The sequence below is a fragment of the Alienimonas californiensis genome, assembly GCF_007743815.1.
Classification (GTDB): domain Bacteria; phylum Planctomycetota; class Planctomycetia; order Planctomycetales; family Planctomycetaceae; genus Alienimonas; species Alienimonas californiensis.
In genome coordinates, this window is record NZ_CP036265.1 from 4,366,369 (window position 1) to 4,386,612 (window position 20,244).

The 20,244-nt window shown below is 70.9% G+C and carries 20 protein-coding genes; 15 read left to right on the forward strand and 5 right to left on the reverse strand.

What is annotated here, in order from left to right:
• Positions 1-18 precede the first annotated feature (18 nt).
• Both CA12_RS17275 and CA12_RS17280 read right to left on the reverse strand, forming a co-directional pair.
• Entirely contained in the window at positions 19-519 is a 501-nt protein-coding gene (locus CA12_RS17275) for a hypothetical protein (RefSeq protein WP_145360252.1), read from the reverse strand.
• 223 nt (positions 520-742) lie between these two features.
• A complete protein-coding gene (locus CA12_RS17280; protein ID WP_145360253.1) occupies positions 743-1,207 on the reverse strand; it encodes an Rrf2 family transcriptional regulator in 465 nt (154 codons plus the stop codon).
• Positions 1,208-1,356: 149 nt separating this feature from the next.
• Between CA12_RS17280 and hmpA the strand changes: the two genes are divergently transcribed.
• Positions 1,357-2,643 (forward strand): NO-inducible flavohemoprotein, encoded by a 1,287-nt coding sequence (gene hmpA, locus CA12_RS17285; protein ID WP_145360254.1) that lies wholly within the window; start codon positions 1,357-1,359, stop codon positions 2,641-2,643.
• A gap of 83 nt (positions 2,644-2,726) precedes the next feature.
• On the opposite strand, the gene CA12_RS17290 is transcribed toward hmpA, so the two are convergent.
• Positions 2,727-5,585, reverse strand: coding sequence for an aconitate hydratase (locus CA12_RS17290; RefSeq protein WP_145360255.1), 2,859 nt, complete (start codon positions 5,583-5,585; stop codon positions 2,727-2,729).
• 101 nt (positions 5,586-5,686) lie between these two features.
• Between CA12_RS17290 and CA12_RS17295 the strand changes: the two genes are divergently transcribed.
• Both CA12_RS17295 and CA12_RS17300 read left to right on the forward strand, forming a co-directional pair.
• Positions 5,687-7,069, forward strand: a complete 1,383-nt coding sequence (locus tag CA12_RS17295) for an outer membrane protein assembly factor BamB family protein (protein WP_165700833.1) — start codon at positions 5,687-5,689, stop codon at positions 7,067-7,069.
• Positions 7,066-8,043 (forward strand): cytochrome c, encoded by a 978-nt coding sequence (locus CA12_RS17300; RefSeq protein ID WP_145360257.1) that lies wholly within the window; start codon positions 7,066-7,068, stop codon positions 8,041-8,043. Before CA12_RS17295 ends, CA12_RS17300 begins: the two co-directional genes overlap by 4 nt.
• 50 nt (positions 8,044-8,093) lie before the next feature.
• Here CA12_RS17300 and CA12_RS17305 read toward each other — a convergent pair whose 3' ends face one another.
• On the reverse strand, positions 8,094-9,002 hold the full coding sequence (locus CA12_RS17305) for a class I SAM-dependent methyltransferase (RefSeq protein ID WP_165700834.1): 909 nt from the start codon (positions 9,000-9,002) through the stop codon (positions 8,094-8,096).
• Between the two features lie 181 nt (positions 9,003-9,183).
• Here CA12_RS17305 and CA12_RS17310 point away from each other — a divergent pair, with 181 nt between their 5' ends.
• From CA12_RS17310 to CA12_RS17365, 12 genes are all read left to right on the forward strand, one after another.
• Entirely contained in the window at positions 9,184-10,224 is a 1,041-nt protein-coding gene (locus tag CA12_RS17310) for a low molecular weight protein arginine phosphatase (RefSeq protein WP_145360259.1), read from the forward strand.
• A gap of 114 nt (positions 10,225-10,338) precedes the next feature.
• On the forward strand, positions 10,339-10,839 hold the full coding sequence (gene rpiB, locus CA12_RS17315) for a ribose 5-phosphate isomerase B (RefSeq protein WP_145361624.1): 501 nt from the start codon (positions 10,339-10,341) through the stop codon (positions 10,837-10,839).
• Positions 10,840-10,904: 65 nt separating this feature from the next.
• Positions 10,905-11,288, forward strand: coding sequence for a glycine cleavage system protein GcvH (gcvH, locus tag CA12_RS17320; RefSeq protein ID WP_145360260.1), 384 nt, complete (start codon positions 10,905-10,907; stop codon positions 11,286-11,288).
• Between the two features lie 213 nt (positions 11,289-11,501).
• A complete protein-coding gene (gcvPA, locus tag CA12_RS17325; RefSeq protein WP_242688234.1) occupies positions 11,502-12,899 on the forward strand; it encodes an aminomethyl-transferring glycine dehydrogenase subunit GcvPA in 1,398 nt (465 codons plus the stop codon).
• Between the two features lie 57 nt (positions 12,900-12,956).
• Complete coding sequence (gcvPB, locus tag CA12_RS17330; RefSeq protein WP_145360262.1) at positions 12,957-14,474, forward strand: aminomethyl-transferring glycine dehydrogenase subunit GcvPB; 1,518 nt, start codon at positions 12,957-12,959, stop codon at positions 14,472-14,474.
• Positions 14,471-15,136, forward strand: coding sequence for a lipoate--protein ligase family protein (locus tag CA12_RS17335; RefSeq protein ID WP_145360263.1), 666 nt, complete (start codon positions 14,471-14,473; stop codon positions 15,134-15,136). Before gcvPB ends, CA12_RS17335 begins: the two co-directional genes overlap by 4 nt.
• A gap of 107 nt (positions 15,137-15,243) precedes the next feature.
• Positions 15,244-15,933: an FHA domain-containing protein gene (locus CA12_RS17340; protein ID WP_145360264.1), complete on the forward strand. Its 690-nt coding sequence runs from the start codon at positions 15,244-15,246 to the stop codon at positions 15,931-15,933.
• A gap of 127 nt (positions 15,934-16,060) precedes the next feature.
• On the forward strand, positions 16,061-16,294 hold the full coding sequence (locus CA12_RS17345) for a hypothetical protein (RefSeq protein WP_145360265.1): 234 nt from the start codon (positions 16,061-16,063) through the stop codon (positions 16,292-16,294).
• Between the two features lie 136 nt (positions 16,295-16,430).
• Positions 16,431-17,024 (forward strand): RNA polymerase sigma factor, encoded by a 594-nt coding sequence (locus CA12_RS17350; RefSeq protein WP_145360266.1) that lies wholly within the window; start codon positions 16,431-16,433, stop codon positions 17,022-17,024.
• On the forward strand, positions 17,017-17,664 hold the full coding sequence (locus CA12_RS17355) for a hypothetical protein (RefSeq protein WP_145360267.1): 648 nt from the start codon (positions 17,017-17,019) through the stop codon (positions 17,662-17,664). The genes CA12_RS17350 and CA12_RS17355 overlap by 8 nt, the downstream gene beginning before the upstream one ends.
• A 199-nt stretch (positions 17,665-17,863) precedes the next feature.
• Positions 17,864-18,217 carry a hypothetical protein gene (locus CA12_RS17360; protein ID WP_242687987.1) on the forward strand — a complete coding sequence of 118 codons (354 nt, stop codon included), beginning with the start codon at positions 17,864-17,866 and terminating at the stop codon, positions 18,215-18,217.
• 91 nt (positions 18,218-18,308) lie between these two features.
• Positions 18,309-19,214 (forward strand): thiamine-phosphate kinase, encoded by a 906-nt coding sequence (locus CA12_RS17365; RefSeq protein WP_145360268.1) that lies wholly within the window; start codon positions 18,309-18,311, stop codon positions 19,212-19,214.
• Between the two features lie 3 nt (positions 19,215-19,217).
• On the opposite strand, the gene CA12_RS17370 is transcribed toward CA12_RS17365, so the two are convergent.
• Positions 19,218-20,012 (reverse strand): MBL fold metallo-hydrolase, encoded by a 795-nt coding sequence (locus CA12_RS17370; protein ID WP_145360269.1) that lies wholly within the window; start codon positions 20,010-20,012, stop codon positions 19,218-19,220.
• Positions 20,013-20,244 lie beyond the last annotated feature (232 nt).

Sequence of the window (20,244 nt, forward strand, 5' to 3'; positions counted from 1 at the left end):
TCCCCCCCGCAGCGTCCGTCAGGCCGCCTTGGTGAAGACCCGCGTCCATTCCACGAGGCTGCGACCGGCGATCAGCGGCAGCGTGAACCCGTCGGCGTCCCGCAGGTTCGACCGTTTGCTCAGCCGCTTGACCACGGAGCGCAGCGGGTTGTCGGAGACGTCCACCGTCCGCGGGATCATCCGCAGTTCGACCGCCTGACCCATCCCGCAGGCGTGTGCGGTGGCGGCGAGGTCCTGCAACATCTGACCGAAGCGCTCCTCGTGGAGGAGGCCGGCCATCGCGGCGATCTCCTCCGGCCCGGCCTGGATCACCGCCGTGACGGACTCGCGAAAGTCCGGGCAATCACGGCAGTTCTGCACCAGTAACTCGCGGCAGTGGGCGAGGGTCTCCTGGGGCATCGGCAGCGCGAGCAGGCGGTCGGCGGACCAGCCCTGGCGTTCGTCCTGCGGATCGTAAGCGTCCCACACCGCGGGGGCGTGATAGTCGGGAGCCGGGAGCGGGAGGATCGGGGCGAACACCGAAGGGACCTCCGAAGGGGGGGCGGCGGGGCGAGCGGCGGCTGAGCCGCGCGGGAGACGGTCCCGCCGGCAAGCCTAGTGCGCCCCGGGCCGGCGTGCGGGCCGGCGGAATGGAACTTGATCGGTTCGCCGCCCGCTCGCGGTCCACTCTCACGAGCCGGCGCGGAGGAAATCGTGCGATCCACAGAGTCGACGCACGTCGATCCCGGAGCGCCGTTCCCCGTCACGCCGGCAGCGGGGCCGTCTTGGAGGGAGGAGCCGACGGTGCGGGGCCTTCACAGAGCGGGACCACCGGGCTGGCGGAATCCAGCAGTTCCCGCACGGTCACCCCCGCAAACGCCGCCTCGGTTGCGGCGTAGGCCTTATCCAACTCGGCGTGCAGCGGGCAGAGCTCCGTGTGCGAAGTCAGCCCCAGCGGACAGGCGCGGATCCGTTCGATCGGCGAGACCGCGTTGACCACGTCCAGAATCGAGACGCGGCCCGGCTCGCGGGCCAGGCTGTAGCCGCCGCCCGGACCCGGCCGCGACGCGACCAAACCGGCGGCGGCCAGATCCTGCAGCACGCGGTGGAGGTAACGCCGCGGAACCTTGGTCTTCTCCGCCAGCAAATCGGCGGACGCTGGTCCGTCCGGCTGACCGGCTAGGGCTGCGACCGCCCGCAGGGCGTACTCGGCGGTCTTGGAAAGCATGGAGACCTCGTGGAGCGTCGGGGGAACGGTTGATTGTATACCTTGACGTGCAGTTTCTAATCTGCACCAATGAGTGTAGATCCCGGCGTCCGCCGCTCGGCCGCGGACCGCCGACGCGTTTCCGCCCTTCGCACCCGCCTTGAAGTCCGATGCACAGCCCCGACACCATTCGGATCGTCAAGGAAATCACGCCCGCCGTCGCGCAACACGCGGAGGCGATCACCCGCCGCTTCTACATCCGCATGTTCGAGGGCGACCCTGAGGTGCGGCGGTACTTCAACCAGGCCCACCAGCACTCCGGCGGCCAGCAGCGTGCGTTGGCGGGGGCGATCTGCGCCTACTTCGCGCACATCGACGATCTGGCGGCGCTGGGGCCGGCGGTGGAACTCATCGCGCAAAAGCACACGTCGCTGGGCATCAAGCCGGAGCACTACCGGATCGTCGGCAAGCACCTCCTCGATGCCATCGGGGATGTGATGGGCGAGGCCGCGACCCCGGAAGTCGTCGCGGCCGTGGGGGAAGCCTACGGCGTGCTGGCGGACGTCTTCATCCAGCGGGAACGGGGAATCTACGAGGAACAGCGGACGGCCCCCGGCGGCTGGAACGGCGCCCGCACCTTCCTGGTCGAGCGCACGGTCGAGGAGAGCGACGAGGTGCGGTCGTTCCTTCTCAAGCCGGAGGACGGCGGGGCGCTGCCGGAGTTCCTGCCGGGGCAGTACGTCACGGTGTTCGTCGATCATCCGACCACGCCGACCTCCCCGCGGAACTACAGCCTGTCGGACCGGCCGGGGCAGGATCATCTGCGGATCAGCGTGAAGCGGGAGGGCGGGGCCGTCCACCCGACGCCGGAGGGGTTGATCTCCAACCACCTGCACGCCGCGGTGCGGGAAGGGGATCGGCTGGAACTCGGCCCGCCGTGCGGCGTGTTCACGCTGGACCCGAAGGCAGTGGGCGATCGGCCGGTCGTCATGCTGGCGGGCGGGATCGGGATCACGCCGCTGCTCTCGATGGCCAAGGCGTGGGTGCATCACGGGGTGAACGCCCCGCTGTTCTTCCTGCACGCCGCCCGCGACAGCCGCACGCGGGCCTTCGCCGACGAACTGGCCCAGTTGGAGGCGGAGGGTAAAAACGTGCGGACCCGCGTCCGCTACGACTGCCCGCTGGACGGTGACGTCACGGCGGAGAACGCCGATCAGGGGTTCGTCGACGTCCCGCTGCTGCGCGACTGGGCGCCCTACCGGGACGCCCGGTTCCTCTTCTGCGGACCGAAGCCGTTCATGCAAAGCGTCTACGCCGACCTGAAGGACCTGGGCGTGGGCGACGACCGCATGGACTACGAGTTCTTCGGCCCGAAGCAGGACATCGCCGCCAAACTCCTCAACCGCAGTCAGGCCCCCGCGGGCATCGCCTGCCCGATGCACGCCGGGCTGACGTAAGGCACGGTTCAACAGCGTCCCGTAACGCAGAGGCGCCGCGGCGCCTCTGCGTTAATGCGTGATGCAGGGGACGAGCGGCCGGGTCAGGCGCTCGCCAGCTGCCGGAGGACGTAGTGCAGGATGCCGCCGTGACGGTGGTACTGGACCTCGACGGGGGTGTCGATGCGGCAGGCGACGGTGAACATCGTCTCCTCGCCGTTCTCTCCGCGGGCGATCACCTCGACCGGCTGGCCGGGCTTCAGCTCGGCTTCGAGGTGAATGTCGAACGACTCCCGCCCGGTCAGGCCCAGCGCCTCGGCGGATTCGCCCTCGCGGTATTGCAGCGGCAACACGCCCATGCCGACGAGGTTGCTGCGGTGGATCCGCTCGTAACTCTCGGCGATGACCGCCTTCACGCCCAGCAGGTTCGTGCCCTTGGCGGCCCAGTCGCGGGAGGAACCGGTGCCGTACTCCTTGCCGGCCAGCACGATCAGCGGGGTGCTGGCCTCGATGTAGCGGCGGGAGGCCTCGTAGATGCTGGTCTGCTCGCCCGTGGGCAGGTGGGTGGTGACGGAGCCCTCGGTGCCGGGCGCCATCTCGTTCCGCAGCCGGATGTTGGCGAAGGTGCCGCGGGTCATCACCCGGTCGTTGCCGCGGCGGGAGCCGTAGGAGTTGAACTCCCGCACGTCCACGCCGTGCTCCTGCAGATACTTGCCGGCCGGGCTGGACGGTTTGATGGCGCCGGCGGGGGAGATGTGGTCGGTCGTCACGCTGTCGCCGACCTTCACCAGGCAGCGGGCGCCGTTGATGCTGGAGGTGTCCGCAGGCGTCTCCGGCATGTCGACGAAGAAGGGCGGCTCCTGGATGTAGGTGCTGTCCTCGTCCCAGTCGTAGATCTGACCGTCGGGGCTCTGGATGCTCCGCCACTCCTCCGGCCCCTCCGTGGCCTTGGCGTACTGGTCGCGGTAGTCGTCCGGGGAACTGCTGGAGGCGATCGTGTCCCGGATTTCCTGCGGATCGGGCCACAGGTCGGAGAGGAACACCGGGTTGCCGTCGCTGTCCTCGCCCAACGGTTCGGCGGTGAGGTCGATGTCCGTGGTGCCGGCCAGGGCGTAGGCGACGACCAGCGGCGGGGAGGCGAGGTAGTTCGCCTTCACGTCCGGGCTGATGCGGCCCTCGAAGTTGCGGTTGCCCGACAGCACCGCGGCGGCGACGAGGTCGTGCTTATTGATCGCCTCGCTGATCGGCGCCGGCAGCGGGCCGGAGTTGCCGATGCAGGTCGTGCAGCCGTAGCCGACCGTCTGAAAGCCGAGCGAGTCCAGGTCTTCGCTCAGGCCGCTCTTGTCGAGGTAGTCCGTCACCACGCGGCTGCCGGGGGCCAGCGAGGTCTTCACCCAAGGCTTGCGGGTCAGCCCGCGCTGCCGGGCCTTCCGGGCCAGCAGGCCGGCACCGACCATCACCGAGGGGTTGGAGGTGTTCGTGCAACTGGTGATCGCCGCGATGACCACGCTGCCGTGCTTGAGGGGGAACTCCTCGTCCTCGTGGGAGACCTCCACGCCGTCGAAGCCGGGATCGACCACCGCTTCCCGCACGGTGGAGCCGGCCGGGGCGGCGACGTCCTCCAGCGTGCCGCCCGCCGCCGGTTCGACCGTCTTCCGTTCGGCGGAGGTCAGCGGGTGGTTGCCGACCTGTCCGGCCGGCTGGCCGCCCTCCTCGGTCCAGCCGCCGACGGGGTTGTGCTCGATGGTGGTGGAGTCTTTGGAGAAGGTCTCCTTCAGCGCCGTCGCCCAGGTGGACTTCATCTCGGTCAGCGGGATGCGGTCCTGCGGCCGCTTCGGCCCGGCGAGGCAGGGCACGACCGTGCCGATGTCCAGGCGGAGGTTGCTGGAATAGGTCGGCGTCGGGGCGTTCGAGCCGAGGAACAGCCCGTTCTCCTTCGTGTACCGCTCCACCCGGTCCACCAGCGCCTCCGGGCGGCCGGTGCGGCGGAGGTAGTTCAGCGTCTCGCCGTCGACGGGGAAGAAGCCCATCGTGGCGCCGTATTCGGGCGCCATGTTGGCGATCGTGGCCCGGTCGGCGAGGCTCATGGTCGGCAGGGCGGAGCCGTGGAACTCCACGAACTTCCCGACCACGCCGTGCGCACGGAGCATCTGCACGACGGTCAGCACGAGGTCCGTCGCGGTGGCTCCCTCCGGCAGCGTGCCGGTCAGCTCGAAGCCGACGACCTCCGGGGTGAGCATGTAGATCGGCTGGCCGAGCATGACGGCCTCGGCCTCGATCCCGCCCACGCCCCAGCCGACCACGCCCAGGCCGTTGATCATCGTGGTGTGGCTGTCGGTGCCGACGAGGCTGTCCGGGAAGGCGACGCCGTCTTTCGTCAGCACCACGTCGGCGAGGTACTCCAGGTTCACCTGGTGCACGATACCGGTCGCCGGCGGTACGACGCGGAAGTTGTCGAACGCCTTCTGGGCCCAGTGAAGCAGTTCGTAGCGCTCGAGGTTCCGCTCGAACTCCCGCTCCACGTTCGTCTCGAGGGCGAACCGCGTGGCGAAGGCGTCCACTTGCACGCTGTGGTCGACAACCAGATCGCAGGGGACCAGCGGGTTGATCTTCGCCGGGTCGCCGCCCATCCGCACCATCGCGCTGCGGAGAGCCGCCAAATCCACCACCGCCGGCACGCCGGTGAAGTCCTGCAACACGACGCGGCCCGGCTTGAAGGGCAGTTCGGTCCGATTGACGTTCTGGGCGTCGTACTTGCCGAGCGCGGCGACGTCGTCCTCGGTCACGACGAAGCCGTCCACGTTGCGGAGCAGGCTTTCCAGCAGCACGCGGACGCTGAACGGGATCGAATCGAGATCGCACAGCCCGGCGTCCGCGAGCTTGGGCAGGCTGTAGTAGTCCAACGACCCGCCGGCGGCGGTGAAGGTCTGGCGGGTGCCGAAGGGACTGTGCGGCTGGGGCATGAGAGGAGAGGAACGCAGGCGTGAAGCAGGTGTACGGTTGCCGATCCTATCCGCGACCGCGGATGATCGACACCGCCCGCCCCCCATCCGTCGACCCGCATATGTCCTCCGCCCTGTTGCTCGCCGCCGCCGTCGCGTTCGCGGCCCCCGCGGACGACCTCGACCTAACGCCCGGCGCCTGGCCGATGTTCCGCGGCCCCAACGGCGTGGGCGTGGGGGCCGACCCGCTGCCGGCCGATCTGATCCGGCCGGAAAATCTGCGCTGGCAGGTCGACGTGCCCGGCCGCGGCTGGGGCAGCCCGGTCGTCGCCGACGGACCGGAGGGACCCACCGTCTACGTCCCCACCGCCACGCCGGACGGCACGCAGATGGACGTCCTGGCCTACGACCTCGCCACGGGCGAGGAGCGCTGGGTCCGCAAGTTGTTCACCGTCGCCGAGCCGGACTTCACGCACCCGACCAACACCTACGCCAGTTGCACGCCGGTGGCGACGCGGGACGTCGTCTTCGTGCACTTCGGCAAGTACGGCACGGCCGCGTTGGATACGAAGAACGGCCACACGCTCTGGGAACGCCGCGATTTCGAGTGCGACCACTTCCGCGGCCCGGCCTCCTCGCCGCTGCTGGTTCAGTTCGACGGCCTGAGCCCTCGGTTGATCGTGCCGTTCGACGGGGTCGGGGAGGACGACCAGTACGTCGTCGCCCTCGACGCGGCGACCGGCGAGACGCTGTGGCGAACGGGTCGCGACCCGGAAGTGCAGGACGTCGTGCCAGACCTCCGCAAGGCGTACGGAACCCCCGTTCTGGCCGAAGTGGGAGACCGCACGCTCGTCGTCACGACGGGAGCCATCGCAACGGACTTCCTCGATCCGGCCACCGGGGAGCGGGTTTGGCGGGTGAAGCACGGCGGGATGAACTCCGGCAGCGCCCCCCAAGTTCTGCAAAGTCCGTTAGGGGTCGCCAGCGACGCCGTCCTGGTCACGACCGGCGACGCGCCGACCTCCCTCGCACTGCTCGCGACGGATTCCGACCTCACCCAAACGAAGGGCGCCGCCGCCTCGGATCCGGCGTTGGCCTGGTCCTCGAACGCCGGAGCCCCAAAGCGGGCGACGCCGCTCCTGCTTTCCCTCGGCCAGGCCGTGACAGTGGACGACGGCGGCGTCGCCTCAATGGTGGCCCTTGGGTCGGACGTCGACGGGGACGGGGGGGAAGTTCTCTCCCGCGTCCGGCTCGGCGATTCTTACTGGTCCTCCCCGGTGCGGGCCGGTGGGACGATCTTCACTTTCGGCAAGGAGGGGGCCGCCACGACGCTGGAGACCGGCGTCTTCCGCGGCGGCGCCGACGCTCCGCCCGAACTGAAGGTCGCGCACAAATCGACGCTGGACGAAGGCGTCTGGGCCACCCCGGCCCTCGTCGGCGGCGGGCTCGTGCTGCGGACCGAGCACACCCTGCGGTTTTATCACCCCGACGGGACGAACGAATGACGCCTCGACTGCTCGCGGGCGGGTTGCTCGCCGCCGCCGTTCCCGCTCTGGGTTTCGCCTATCAAACGGGCGCCCCGACCGGGCCGGACTACCCGCAGGTGCCAGCGGACGTGTTCTTCCCGGACCCGTTTGCGGTGTTTGGGGACGACACCCCCGTCCCCGGCGCCGCCCCGCTGCCGCAGGCGACGGCCGGAACCGGCCCCGCCGCCGAACCGATGGCCGCCGGCCCGACCTCGGGCGAGCCGGCCGAAGCCGTCGCCGCCGGCGGGGCCGACGCCCCGCAGGCCGCCGGGGTCGATTGGGCGGCGCTGCTTCCGCCGGACCAGTTGGACGCCCAGGTTCGGGCGGTGATGGAGGACCTCGGTAAGAAGTCCCGCGACGTGCAGACGTACAACAACGCCTACCTCGCCATCCCCCCGGCCGCGGCGGAGTTGGCGACGCTGTTCGCCGTCGGCACGCGGTACGAATCCGGGGTGAGCTGGGCCGACAACGGCGCCGCCCTCGCCCAGAAGGCGGCGGAGATTAACGAGTCGAACCTCCGCCGCGGCGCCGGCGGGCAGAAGCAGGTCGCGGACCCGCTGCGGACCCTCGACGCCCTGCTGAACGGCGGCGGGGCCGGCAGCGGCGGGGAGGCCGACTTCTCCGAGGCGGCAGACTTCAATCTGCTGATGAAGCGGTTCCAGGTCGGCGTGGACTCGTTGCAATCGCTGGCCTCCTCTCAGGCGCTGCTGGAGGCGAACCGCGACGCCGTCGCCCGGGAAGCCCGGGTGATCGCGGTGCTCAGCGAGATCAGCGCCGACGAGGCGCACGGCTGGAGCGTCGGCGATGCAGTGTTCCTCGCCCTGTCGAAGAAGATGACCGCCGCCGCGACCGCCGCCGCGGAGGCCGCCGCCACGGACTTCGACGCCTTTGACGCCGCCCGCCGGCGACTCTCGCAAACCTGCTCCGACTGCCACGGCGAGTATCGCGACTGACGGCGCCGCGGCCAGTTTTTACCACGGCCCGTTCCAGCCGCGGCCCGCACCTACCGCGGTTTGTCCGCCGAGGCCGCGTCGCCGAGGCGTTCGCACTCCACGATAATCCCGCCGAACTTCAACGCCTTGTGCACCGGGCTGAGGTGGTGGCGGCGAACCCAGGGCAGGCCGGCCGCGGCGCAGGCGGCGGCTAACTCGCGCGGGTTGTAGGTGCGGCACTTCCAAGTCCGGCTGTTCCACTGGCCGGTGACGTTGTCCGCCGTGCACAACAGGAGCAGCCGGCCGCCGGGCCGCAGGACCCGGGCCATCTCCGCCAAACCGGGGGCCGGGTCCGGGAGGTGCTCCAGCACCCAGCCCGCGGTGACGCAGTCGAAGGCGCCGTCCGCAAAGGGCATCCGCAGCATGTCGCCGGCGACGTACCCCGGTTCGCGGCGGTGCCGGGCGGCCCGCGGTTCCATCCGACGCCGTGAGCGGCGGAGCATCTGCTTGGAAAGGTCGAACGCCACCAACCGGGCGTCCGGGGAGGCCTCGCGGAGGAGGTGTCCGAGGATCTGCCCGGCCCCGCTGCCGACGTCCAGCACGTCGCGGAAGCGGGAGACGTCGAACCGGGGGGACCGCCGCGCGATGCCGCGGCCGTCCGTGGGCGCTTTGAGAAGTTGCCCGATCAGCGGTTCGTGCAGGCTGACGGCGCTGGCCAAGGCCAGCACGGCGCCGGCCGGACCGTCGTAGAGGCGCCGGGTGAGGTCGCGGTTCTTCTCCTCCGACCGCTCCACGACCGGCGCCTGCCCGGCCCGGCGATCCCGAATCGCCAGCCGCCGACGGGCCGCCAGTCGCCGCGGGAGCCGCCGTAACTGCCTCACGACGCGATCGGCCGGGCCGGGGGCCGCGGCGGGGCGTTCCGGTCCGACCGCCGGGGGAACGTCGAGCGGTTCGGCAGCGGGGAACGGGGGGCGGAGCACGGCAACCTCGACCGACAGGACGCCCCCGTTATGACGCAGCGGCGGGTCCGAAGCAACGTAACCGTTGCTCCCGTCGACGGTTGGGGCCGCCCCGGGTGGGGTCCGTTGGATCGCGCAAGCTTGATGCGCGGCGTCGCCCGCACGATACTCGCCCGGTCTCTCCCCCGGCCCGCGGTACCGCATGACCTCACCAGCCTCGCCCGGCAGGCCGGACGGGCCCGGCGGCTCGCCCGTCGCGGCCCGTGACCGGGTGCATGAACAGGTCCGCACGCTCGCTGCCGGCGGCGCCGCGGAGATCGACGCGCTCGACGGCCCGGTGCGGGTGGTGTCGCTGCTCGCCCGGCCGGAGTTGCCGCAGGGCGGGGAGGGAGCCGTGCTGTTGCTCCGCGATCCGGCGGAGTTCCTCGACTACTTCCCCCGCCTCTCCGCAGCCGCGGCCCGCACCACCGCCCGGTGGTGGCCCGGCGCCGTCACCGTGGAAGTGGACGGCCGGGCGGAGGGCCTCGCCGCCGCGCTCCCCGGCGCCGCGGCCTCCCTGCGGGACGCCGGCGCCCGCACCCGCGCCCGCTGCCCGAACGATCCGGCCGTCGCCGCGGTGCTGGAACTCAGCCCAACCCCATTGGTGCAGGTCGGCGGCGAGTCGACCGAGACGCTCGTCCGGCTCGACGAGGACGGCCGGTGGGAGGTGCTCGTGGAGGGCGCCGTCACCCACCGCGACCTCGCCGCTCGGCAGGGGGAGACGATCGTGTTCGTCTGCACCGGCAACACCTGCCGCAGTCCGCTGGCCGAAGCGCTGCTCCGGTTCCGCCTGAAAGAAGCGGTCGGCCCGGAGGTGCGCGTGGTGTCGGCGGGTCTGTCGGCGGCGTACGGGGCGGCGGCGAGCCCGGAATCCGTCGATCTGGCCCGGCAGGCGGGCGCCGACCTCAGCGCCCACCGCTCGCAACCGCTCACCGAAGAACTCCTCGACGCGGCGGACCGGGTCCTCTGCATGACCGCCGGTCACCGCGCCGCCATCCTGCGGCACCGCCCGGACGCCCGAAACCGCGTGACTTTGCTGGACCCCGCCGGCGGGGATATTCCGGATCCGATCGGCGGGGAGATGGCGGATTATGAAGCCTGCCGCAACGCAATCGACCGGGGCCTCGATCTGCTGATGGCGGAACTCGGCCTGGTTCCCCCGCCGGGCGAATCGCCCGGCGAACCGCCGGCGGATCGGGCTTAGCCCGGCCGTTCGGCCTTCCCCCGTACAGATCTCCCAGGATCGGGACGACCAATGCCCACCGATTCCATTCTCGACGACTCCCCCGCCGACGACGAACAGTCGGACGAACTCACGATGCTGCACCCGATTCCCGGCCACCAGCCCAGCGCCACCGGCGGCCCCTGGCGCATCGCCGTCGCTAGCGATCACCGCGGTCAGCACGTGAAGGGGCGGGTGATCGAACGCGTCCGCGAACTGGGCCACACGGCGGAGGATTACGGCCCCGGCGACGAGAAGAGCGTCGACTACCCGGATTACGCCGCCCGCGTCGCCGAAGCGGTGGGCGGCGGAAAGTTCGACCGCGGCATCCTGATCTGCGGGTCCGGCCTCGGCATGTGCATCGTCGCCAACAAGTTCCCCGGCGTGCGGGCGGTGCCGTGTCACGACGATCTCAGCGCCGAGGTCTCCCGCCTGCACAACGACGCCAACGTCCTCTGCCTGTCCGCCGACCTGCTGGGGGAACGGCTGATCGACCGGATGCTCGAACTGTGGCTCTCCACCGGCTTCGAGGGCGGTCGGCACGCCCGCCGGCTGGAGAAGATCGCCGCCCTGGAGCGCCGCGTCGCCGGGAAGTGAGTCGCCCGGGGCGCCGCGCTCCGCTATCGTCCCGGCCCCGTTCGCCTTCCCGCCACGACACTGCAATGTCCCCCGACGAACTGCACTTCCTCGAGAGCCATGAGTGGGTCGGCCGCGACGGCGACCTGGCCGTCGTCGGCATCAGCGATTTCGCCGTCAATCAGCTGACGGACCTGGTGTACGTCGATCTGCCCCCCGTCGGTTCGACCGTCACCCGCGGGGAGACCTTCGGCGAGGTGGAGAGCGTCAAGGCCGTCTCCGACCTGTACTCCCCCGTCACCGGGGAGGTGGTCGAGGTGAACGGCGGCCTGGAGGAGAACATGGCGACGCTGTCCGAGGACCCGTTCGGCGACGGCTGGCTGATCAAGGTCCGGCCGACGGACGAGGGAACCGAGGGGCTGATGGACGCCGCGGCCTATCGCGAGTTCTGCACGACGGCCGATCAGTAAGTCGCCCGTTTCCGGTGCTGCGCAAGCGTTGCGAGGGCCGGGGGAGCGGGGATCGGTTCGTTGAATCGCAGCGGTTTCGCGGCCGCGGCGGACTGACGCCGGGCGCCGTGCCCGCGGGCGGATACACTTTCGCCGCTCGCCAGGTCCCCCGTTCCCGCATGCCCCTGAGACGCTTTGGCGTACCTGTTTGATTCCCCCGAAGACGTGTCCGCGATGTTGGCGGAGACGGGGGCGACCTCGATCGAGGACCTGCTGGCGCAAATCCCCGCGTCGGTGCGGCTGGATCGCCCGCTGAACCTGCCCGCGGGGCTGTGCGAATCGGAGCTCCAGCGGCACGTCGCCGCGCTGGCGGAACGCAACCGCCCGCGGGACGCCGCCGACTTCGTGCACGGCGGCGGCGACCGCGTCTGCTTCCTCGGCGGCGGGGTGTACGACCACTTCGTGCCGGCGGCGGTGGACGCGATCGCCGGCCGCGGCGAGTTCTACACCGCCTACACGCCCTATCAGGCGGAGGCGTCGCAGGGCAGTCTGCAGGCGTTCTTCGAGTTTCAGACCCTCGTCTGCCGGCTGACGGGCTTCACCGTCGCCAACGCCAGCCTGTATGAGGGCGGCAGCGCCGCGGCCGAGGCGGCCCTGCTGGCGATTCGCGAGACGCGGCGGGAGGGACGGGTGGTCGTGCTCGGCTCCGTGCATCCGGAGTACCGGCAGACGCTCGCCACGCTGCTCGAAAACCTGCCCGCGGACGTCGTGACGGTCCCGTGCCCGGACGGCGTTGCGGACGTCGCTGCGGTCGAGGCCGCCCTGACCGACGACACCGCCGCCCTGATCGTTCAGCATCCGAACTTCTTCGGGAATCTGGAGGACGCCGAACGCCTGTTCGCCGCGGCGAAGGCGAACGGGACGGTCAGCGTGCAGGTGTTCGATCCGGTTTCGCTGGGCCTGCTGAAGAATCCGGCGGCGTTGGGGGCGGACATCGCCGTCGGCGAGGGGCAGTCGCTCGGCATTCCCATGCAGTACGGCGGGCCGTACCTCGGCCTGTTCGCCTGCCGGGAGTCGTTCCTCCGCAAAACGCCGGGCCGGCTGATCGGCCGCACCGAGGACGCCGACGGCCGGGAATGCTACGTGCTCGCCCTGCAAACCCGCGAGCAGCACATCCGCCGCGGCAAGGCGACCAGCAACATTTGCTCGAACCAGGGCCTGCTGGCCCTGCGGGCGACGGTGCATCTGGCGCTGCTCGGCCCGCAGGGGTTGCGGGAGGTCGCGGACCTGTCCGTGCGGAAGACGCACTACCTTGCCGACCGGCTGTGCGAGGTCGAGGGCGTGTCGCAGGCGTTCGAGGCGCCGTATCTGCGTGAGGTCTGCCTGCGGGTGCAGGGCGGGGCGGGGCGGCTGCTGACCGCGGCCCGCACGGCCGGGTTCGATCTGGGCCCGGCGCTGTCCCGGTTCCCGGCGGGCTCGTTCTGCGACGAGTTGCGGGCGGACGAACTGCTGCTCGTCGCGGCCACGGAGCGTCGGACGCGGGAGGAGATCGACCAGCTCGCCGCCGCCCTCACGCATATGGGGAGCGATTCGCCGCTCCGCCGGGGCGAGCCGCTGCTCGCCGTCGCCTGACCTCCCCCGCACACGCCCGCCGAACGACGCCGTTCGGCCCAGCCCCTCCCCATCGCCATGCGGAACACCCACGCCACCCGCCCGCTGTCCCAGCTCTCCCGTCCCGGCTACCGGGCTGCGCGATTTCCGGAGTCGGACGTTCCCGACCACGCCCCCGCGGACGTGCTGCCGGCCGGCACCCTCGCCGACGCCCCGCCGGAGCTGCCCGAACTGACGGAGCCGGACGTCATCCGGCACTTCACGAACCTGTCGACGCTCAACATGAGCGTCGACACCCACTTCTACCCGCTGGGCAGTTGTACGATGAAGTACAACCCCAAGCGGCACGAACGCTTGGCGGGGCTGCCGGGGCTGGTCGATCTGCACCCCTACCGGGACGAGGCGGATTTGCAGGGGATGCTGCAGATCCTGCACGAAATGCAAGGGATGCTCGCGGAGATCAGCGGCCTGCCGGCCGTCAGCCTGCAACCGGCCGCCGGAGCACAGGGGGAACTGACGGCCCTGCTGGTCGCGCACGCCTACTTCCGCGACAAGGGCGAGGGCGAGCAGCGGCGGAAGGTGATCTTCCCCAGCAGCGCCCACGGCACGAATCCGGCCAGCGCCGCCCTCGCCGGGTTCGATCCGGTGCAGCTCAAGCCGACGAAGAACGGGCTGACGGACCTGAAGGAACTGGCCGCGAAGGTCGGCGACGACACCGCCGTCTTCATGGTCACGAACCCGAACACCCTCGGCCTGTTCGAACGCGAGATCGAGGCCGCCACGAAGATCGTGCACGACGCCGGCGGGCTGGTGTACATCGACGGGGCGAACATGAACGCGATCCTCGGCCTGACCCGGCCGGGGGACTTCGGCGGCGACATGATGCACTACAACGTGCACAAAACCTTCACCGGCCCCCACGGCGGCGGCGGCCCGGGGGCGGGGCCGATCGCGGTGCGGGACTTCCTCGGCCCGTACCTGCCCGGCCCGGTGGTGAAGAAGGTCGGCGGCACGACGCAGCGGCCGGAGTTCGCCCTCGAAACGCCCTCCAAGAGCATCGGCCGGGTGCGGACGCACTTCGGCAACGTCGGCATCCTGCTCCGCGGTTACTTCTACCTCCGCACCCTGGGGGCGGCCGGGTTGCGTGAGGTGTCGGAACGGGCCGTGCTGAACGCGAACTACCTCCGCAAAAAGCTGGAGACCGTGCTGGAGATCCCGCACCCGGCCCCCTGCATGCACGAGTTCGTCGCCAGCGCCTCCAAGAGCAAGAAGAACCGTCAGATCTCGGCGATGGACGTCGGCAAGCGGTTGCTCGATTACGGCGTGCACGCCCCCACGGTCTACTTCCCGCTGGACGTGCCGGAGGCGCTGATGATCGAGCCGACCGAGACGGAGTCGAAGGCGACGCTGGATCGCTTCGCGGACATCGTGCGGGCGATCCTCACCGAGGAAGAGGCCGAGACGGTTCGCACCGCCCCCCACACCACCCCCGTCCGCCGGCCGGACGAGGTGAAGGCGGCCCGACAGCCGGTGCTCTGCGGCATCGCGAAGGGCTGCGGGACCGTGCCGGTGGAAGACGTCGTGGTTTCGGAGTGAGTGCGGTTCCGGTCGAAGCCGGCCCCCACACCGGCGAGGAGAACATGGCCGCCGACGCGGCCCTGCTGGACGCGGCGGTCGCGGGGGCGGTCGGCGGCCGCTGGTATCGGTGGGCGGAGCCGACCGTCTCGTTAGGGCACTTTCAGAAGGAGGCGGACCTGGAATGGGGGGCGGCCGGTGATCTGCCGCGGGTCCGGCGCCTGTCGGGCGGGGGGGCGATCGTGCATGATCAAGAGTGGACCTACGCCCTCGCGGTTCCCAAGGGGCACGCGTTGGCCGCTTCGCCCGAACGGTTCTACGAGGCGGTGCACCGGGAACTGATTGCCGCGCTGGCGTCGGTCGGAGTTGCCGCCCGGCTGCGGGGCGACCGGACGCTCCGGGGGCCGGAGCCGACCCTCTGTTTCCTGCGGTCCGACCCGCGGGACGTGGTCGTGACGGACCCCGACGGCGTGGAGCGGAAGGTCGTCGGCAGCGCCCAGCGCCGGCGGAAGGGGGCGGCGCTGCAACATGGGTCGCTGCTGATCACGACCTCGCCGTTCGCCCCGGACGTCCCCGGCCTCCGCGAGACGCACGGCGTGACGGATGCGCGGGCCGAACACGTTGTGAGGGACGCCGCGTCCCGCTTCGGCCGGTTACTCGCCGGAACCGCCGGAACGGACTGAGCCGTCCTCCGGATCTTGTTGACGCCCTCCCGCGCCGTCTCTAGATTTCAAAGCGTCGAGGCGCTCCAACGGGCACACGATCGAAACTCAAATCTGATAGGCCGAACATGCTGTCCGCCCAGCTCGTCGTCCGTGGGGGCAAGCATGAAGGGAAGCGCATCGTCCTGGAACGGGGCCGATTCCTGATCGGGCGGGAGCAGGACTGCAATCTGCGGCCCAGCAGCGACCTGGTCAGCCGCCATCACTGCGTGTTCCAGGTAGACGACTACACCGTCCGGCTGCGGGACCTCGGCAGCACCAACGGCACCTTGGTGAACGGGGAACGCCTCAGCGGTGAACGCACGCTGGCCGCGGGGGACCGGGTGGTCGTCGGCAAGCTGACCTTCGAGGTCGAGTTGAAGGAAGTCGCCGACGAGCAGGAAGCGGCGGCCGCCGGGCCCTCGGAGGAGATGTCCCTGCCGACCGACGGCGCCGACACCTCCTACGAACTTCCGGTCAGTCAGGGGGCCGAATCGGGGCAGGGCGGGGGACCGATCCCCGGACCGAACCCGAACGACACGGCGATGATCCCGACCCAGCAGGGCTACCCGCCCCCGGGCTACGGCTACCCGCCGCAATATCCGCCGCCGGGCTACAACCCGTACGCCCAGCCGGGCTATCCGCCGCCGGGCTACGGCTACCCGCCGCAGTACGGGCAGTACCCGCCGCCGGGGGCCACGCCGCCGCCGGAAAGTGGGGACGGGTCGAAGGTCTCCGCGCCGCCGGTCAAGCTGCCGCCCCCGCCGAAGCGGGACTGAGCCGCGCCCGGTCTGCCGTGAGCTGGCCCGCCGGAGATAGGCTCGCCGACGGCGTTTGTGAGGCGTCGGCGCGGTTCGCATACTTGCGGGATCACCCGTCCGTTTCCGCTCGCCCCCGCCCGCCCCGATGGCCGCTCCCCCCGCCAATCCCGTGCAGCCGTCCGGCGCGAACGCCGAGGACCTGAAGCGCCGTTACCGGGAGTTCCTCGATCTGCTCCCGCTGACCCTCGCCCTCGCGGGCCTGCCCCGCAGCGACTCCGGCCGCTATTACACCGAGGAGCAGATCGAAAGTCGGGCCTTCACCGTGAAGGCCGCCTGGCGCCTCGCCCGCTCCACGACGCGGGAATGCCTGCAGAAGTGACGGCCGCGGGCCGCCGTTCGCGAGGACCCTGCGAACGACCGGCGAAGTTTTTTCCGGGGGCGGCGAAACCCTCCTGCGGTCGCCGCGGTATCGCCTCCCGACCGGACGTCCGTTCGGCCTCCCGCCCTGAAACCGCATGAGCGACGACTCGGACGCCGCCCTCGCCGCTCTCGTCCTTGACGGCGACGACGCCGCGGCCGCCGTGCTGGTGCGTCGGTACCAGCGGGCGGTCTTTGGCATCTGTCTGCGGATGATGGGGCGTCGGGAGGACGCCGAGGACGTGACGCAGGAGGCGTTCCTCCGCCTGTTCCGTCACCTCGATCGCTGGGACGCCTCCCGTCCGCTCCGGCCCTGGCTGATGACGATCGCCGTCAACCGCTGCCGCACCGCCCTGAGCCGACGCGGTCGGCAGCGGGCCCTGCTGCCCGGCGACCTCGACCCCGCGGATACGTCCGTCCCGCTCACCGACGCCGACCTCGCCGAGGAGCTGCAACGGGCCGTCGACGGGTTGCGGGACGACCATCGCGCCGCGTTCGTGCTGTTTCACTACGAAGAACTGAGCCTGCAGGAGGTGGGCGCCGCGTTGGGACGGCCGGACGGCACCGTCAAAACCTGGCTCCACCGAGCCCGCAAACAACTCGCCGAGGCGCTCGCGCGCCGCGGCGTGCAGCCCGATCAGCGTTCCGCCCCCCCCGCACCCTCCCCGCCTCGGGAGCCGGCCCGTGTCTGACTTCACTCCCGAAAGCGACGAACTTCCGCCCGCGCTCGCCCTCGCGCTGCCGGCGTGGCGACTCGACACGGACGTGCCGGATTTCGCCCCGGGCGTTGTCCGACGGTTACGAGAGGAACGCCGCCGCGAGCGGCCGAACGGCGGCGGCTCCCCCCGTCGCTGGCGGCAGGCGGCCTGGGCGACGCTCGCCGCGGCGCTGTTAATCGGGTGCTCCGTGCTTTGGATGCAGGGCGATAATGCAGAGGCGCCGCGGATGGCCGCGGCCGAGCCGAGCGTCCCCGCCGCGGTTCAACCGGCTCCGAGTCCGCCGGCCTTCGTCCAGCCGGAGCGGGAACCGCCGTCCCTGCCGCCGGTTTCGGTTTCGGTTGCGGGATTGCCGGGTGAGGAATCGGAGGGCTTGGCCGTCGGGCCCGGGGCGCCGCGGTTGTCGCCGGAGCGGGCGATCGCCCTGCGGGACGATCTGCTGCCGGTCGACCTGTTCTCGACGGATCGACTGGCCCAGGCGTGGGCGGTTTTGCCGGACCCCAATCGCACTTGGCGGGACGAGGTGCGGGACGGCGTGCAGCCGTTCCGGGCCGGGGCCGAGACCGTAGCGACGCTGTTCGCCGAGGCTCTCCCCCCGCCGCGGCGGTCCTACTGACCGCCCCGTCGGCATGACCGGTGCGAGCCGCAGGCAGAACCGGACCGGCCGGCGCAACCGAACCCTCCTCCGTGCCCCAGGCGAAACTTCTTGCCCGAACGGTCAGGTGGGCGGTGGTTGGGGGCCGATGAAGTTGGGGCGGCGAGAGGCCGCCGCAGCCGGACGGACTCGGCTCCCCTCCAACCACGAGACCGTCCCAATGCCCGCGACCCTGAATGATCCCGCCGCCGCCAAGAAGCGCGCCTCGCACGTTAACCGCCTTGCCAAGGTGGAGCGTCGCTCCCACGCGCGACGGCAGGCCCTCGCCGAAGACGCCCCCCCGCCGGTCGTCGAACGCCGCGTCGTCGAACGCCGCAAGCAGATCGACCCGACCACCTGCGAACGCGATTACAGCGAGGACGAAGTCGATTTCATGCGGGCGATGGACGAGTACAAACGCCTTGCCGGCCGTCAGTTCCCGACCTGGAGCGAAGTGCTGGAGGTCGTCCGGGCCATCGGTTACGAGCGGGTGAACGCCCCGGTGGCGATCGCCACGATTCTTAAGGACGAGTAACCCGTCAGGGGAACCTCGCAGGTTCAAAGCAGGTTCAGCGCACGGCCGGGGGACGAATGTCTCCCGGCCGTGTTCGCATTAGGGTGCGGGAATGCCCGCCGAATTCGACCTGATCCGCACCCTCGCCGCCGCCGCCCGGCCGGATCCGCGGGCCCCGTTGGGCATCGGCGACGACGCGGCGGTGCTGAATCTGACGGGTCGGCCGGTCGTCTGCTGCGATCTGATTGCTGAGGGGACCCACTTCCCGCCGGACACGCCGCCGAAATTGGTTGGCCGCAAGGCCTTGGCGGTAAACCTGTCCGATTGCGCGGCGATGGCGGCCACGCCGGTCGCGGCCTTCGTGGGCCTGCTGGTCGATCGCCGCCGCGGCTACCGCTATGCGGAGGCGGTGATGCGCGGGCTGACGGAGTTGGCGGAGCAGTTCCACGTGACCCTCGCCGGCGGCGACACCGCGACGCACGACGGGCCGACGAGCCTCTGCGTGACGGTCGTCGGGACCTGCGACCGGGAGGTTCGCCGTTCCGGCGCCCGCCCCGGCGACGCCCTGCTGGTGACGGGGCGACTCGGCGGCAGCTTTCCGAGCGGCCGGCATCTCACGTTCACGCCCCGCGTCGCCGAGGCGCAAGCCCTCGCCGCGGCGGCGGAACTGCACGCGATGATCGATCTCTCCGACGGCCTACTGGCCGACTGCGGCCGGCTGTGCGACGCCTCGGGCCTCTCCGCGATCCTAGACGCCGCCGCGGCGCCCCTCGCCGACGGGGCAGAGAACGTGAAGGCGGCGCTGACCGACGGGGAAGACTTCGAACTGCTGTTCGCCGTCTCGGAATCGGACGCGGCGCGACTGTTGGACGCCCCGCCGGTCGCCTGCGGACTGACCCGCATCGGCACCGTCGCCGCGGGGGCCGGCGTGACGGTGCGGGGAGCCGACGGGGAACCGCTGAGGTTCCCGACCGCCGGCTACGAACACGCCTTCGCCGCCGACCCCGCGACCGACTGAACGCTACGCGGCCCGTTCCGCATCGAACCCGCGGGCCAGTTCGTCGTCCCACTCCTCCAGCAGCGGCCAGTCGATGGCGCAGGTGCCGAAGTCGGAGAGGTGCAGGTAGCCCTTCAGGCGGTCGATCGCTCCCTGCAGGATCTTCGGGTCGTTCCGAAAGATCGGGCCGTGACTGGGCAGCAGCCACTTCGCGTCGCAATCGCGGATGCGTTCGAGACTGCGGATGAAGGCCGGCAGTTCGCTGCCGTGGTGGGCGTCGATGTTCCCGACGCCGCCGTCCCGGTAGATGTTGTCGCCGCTGAACAGTAGGTCGTTCATGCGGAAGGAGAGCTGCCCGTCGGTGTGGCCGGGGGTGCTCCAGACGGTCAGCGTCTGAGAGCCGACCTGCAGGGTGTCGCCCTCGTTGATCGTGCGGTCGAAGGCCACCTGCGGCATCGGTTCGTCGATGCCCTGGGCCGGGATCAGGGCGTAGCTGGTGATGCGGTCGTCCGCTTCCAGCACAGCCTTGGTGTGGGGATGGCCGATGACCTCCGCGTTCGGCAGCAGGGCTTTGGCGGCGGCGAGGCCCTGGACGTGGTCGGCGTCGGCGTGGGTGGCGACGAGGTACCGGCAGTTCGCCAGCGGCAGGTCCACCGAACGGACGATGTCGATCACCTCCGCGACGGTGTCCTCGTAGCCCACGTCGATCATCAGCCAGTCGGCCCCGTCGTGCACCACATAGACGGCGCAACCGAGCCGGCGGCCCGCTTGGTTGTTCAGTTCGAGAACGTGGGGGAAGACGTCGCGGCGGGGCTGCATCAGGGCGGGAGGGACGAACGGCGGCGGAGCGGCGAGTGCCGGGTTCTATCCTAGATCGGTTCGCTCCGCGGCCGACCGTCCCGCGGGCGCGGCCCGTCGCCGCGGCGAGGATTGACACCCGATCCCAGCCCGACCGGGAGGATCGAACCGCCTGCGTCTGAAAATTGGGGGACGGGGGTCGCCCCGATCCGTTTGCGAAACGGACCCCGGGGCGGCACCCTTCTGCGTCGCC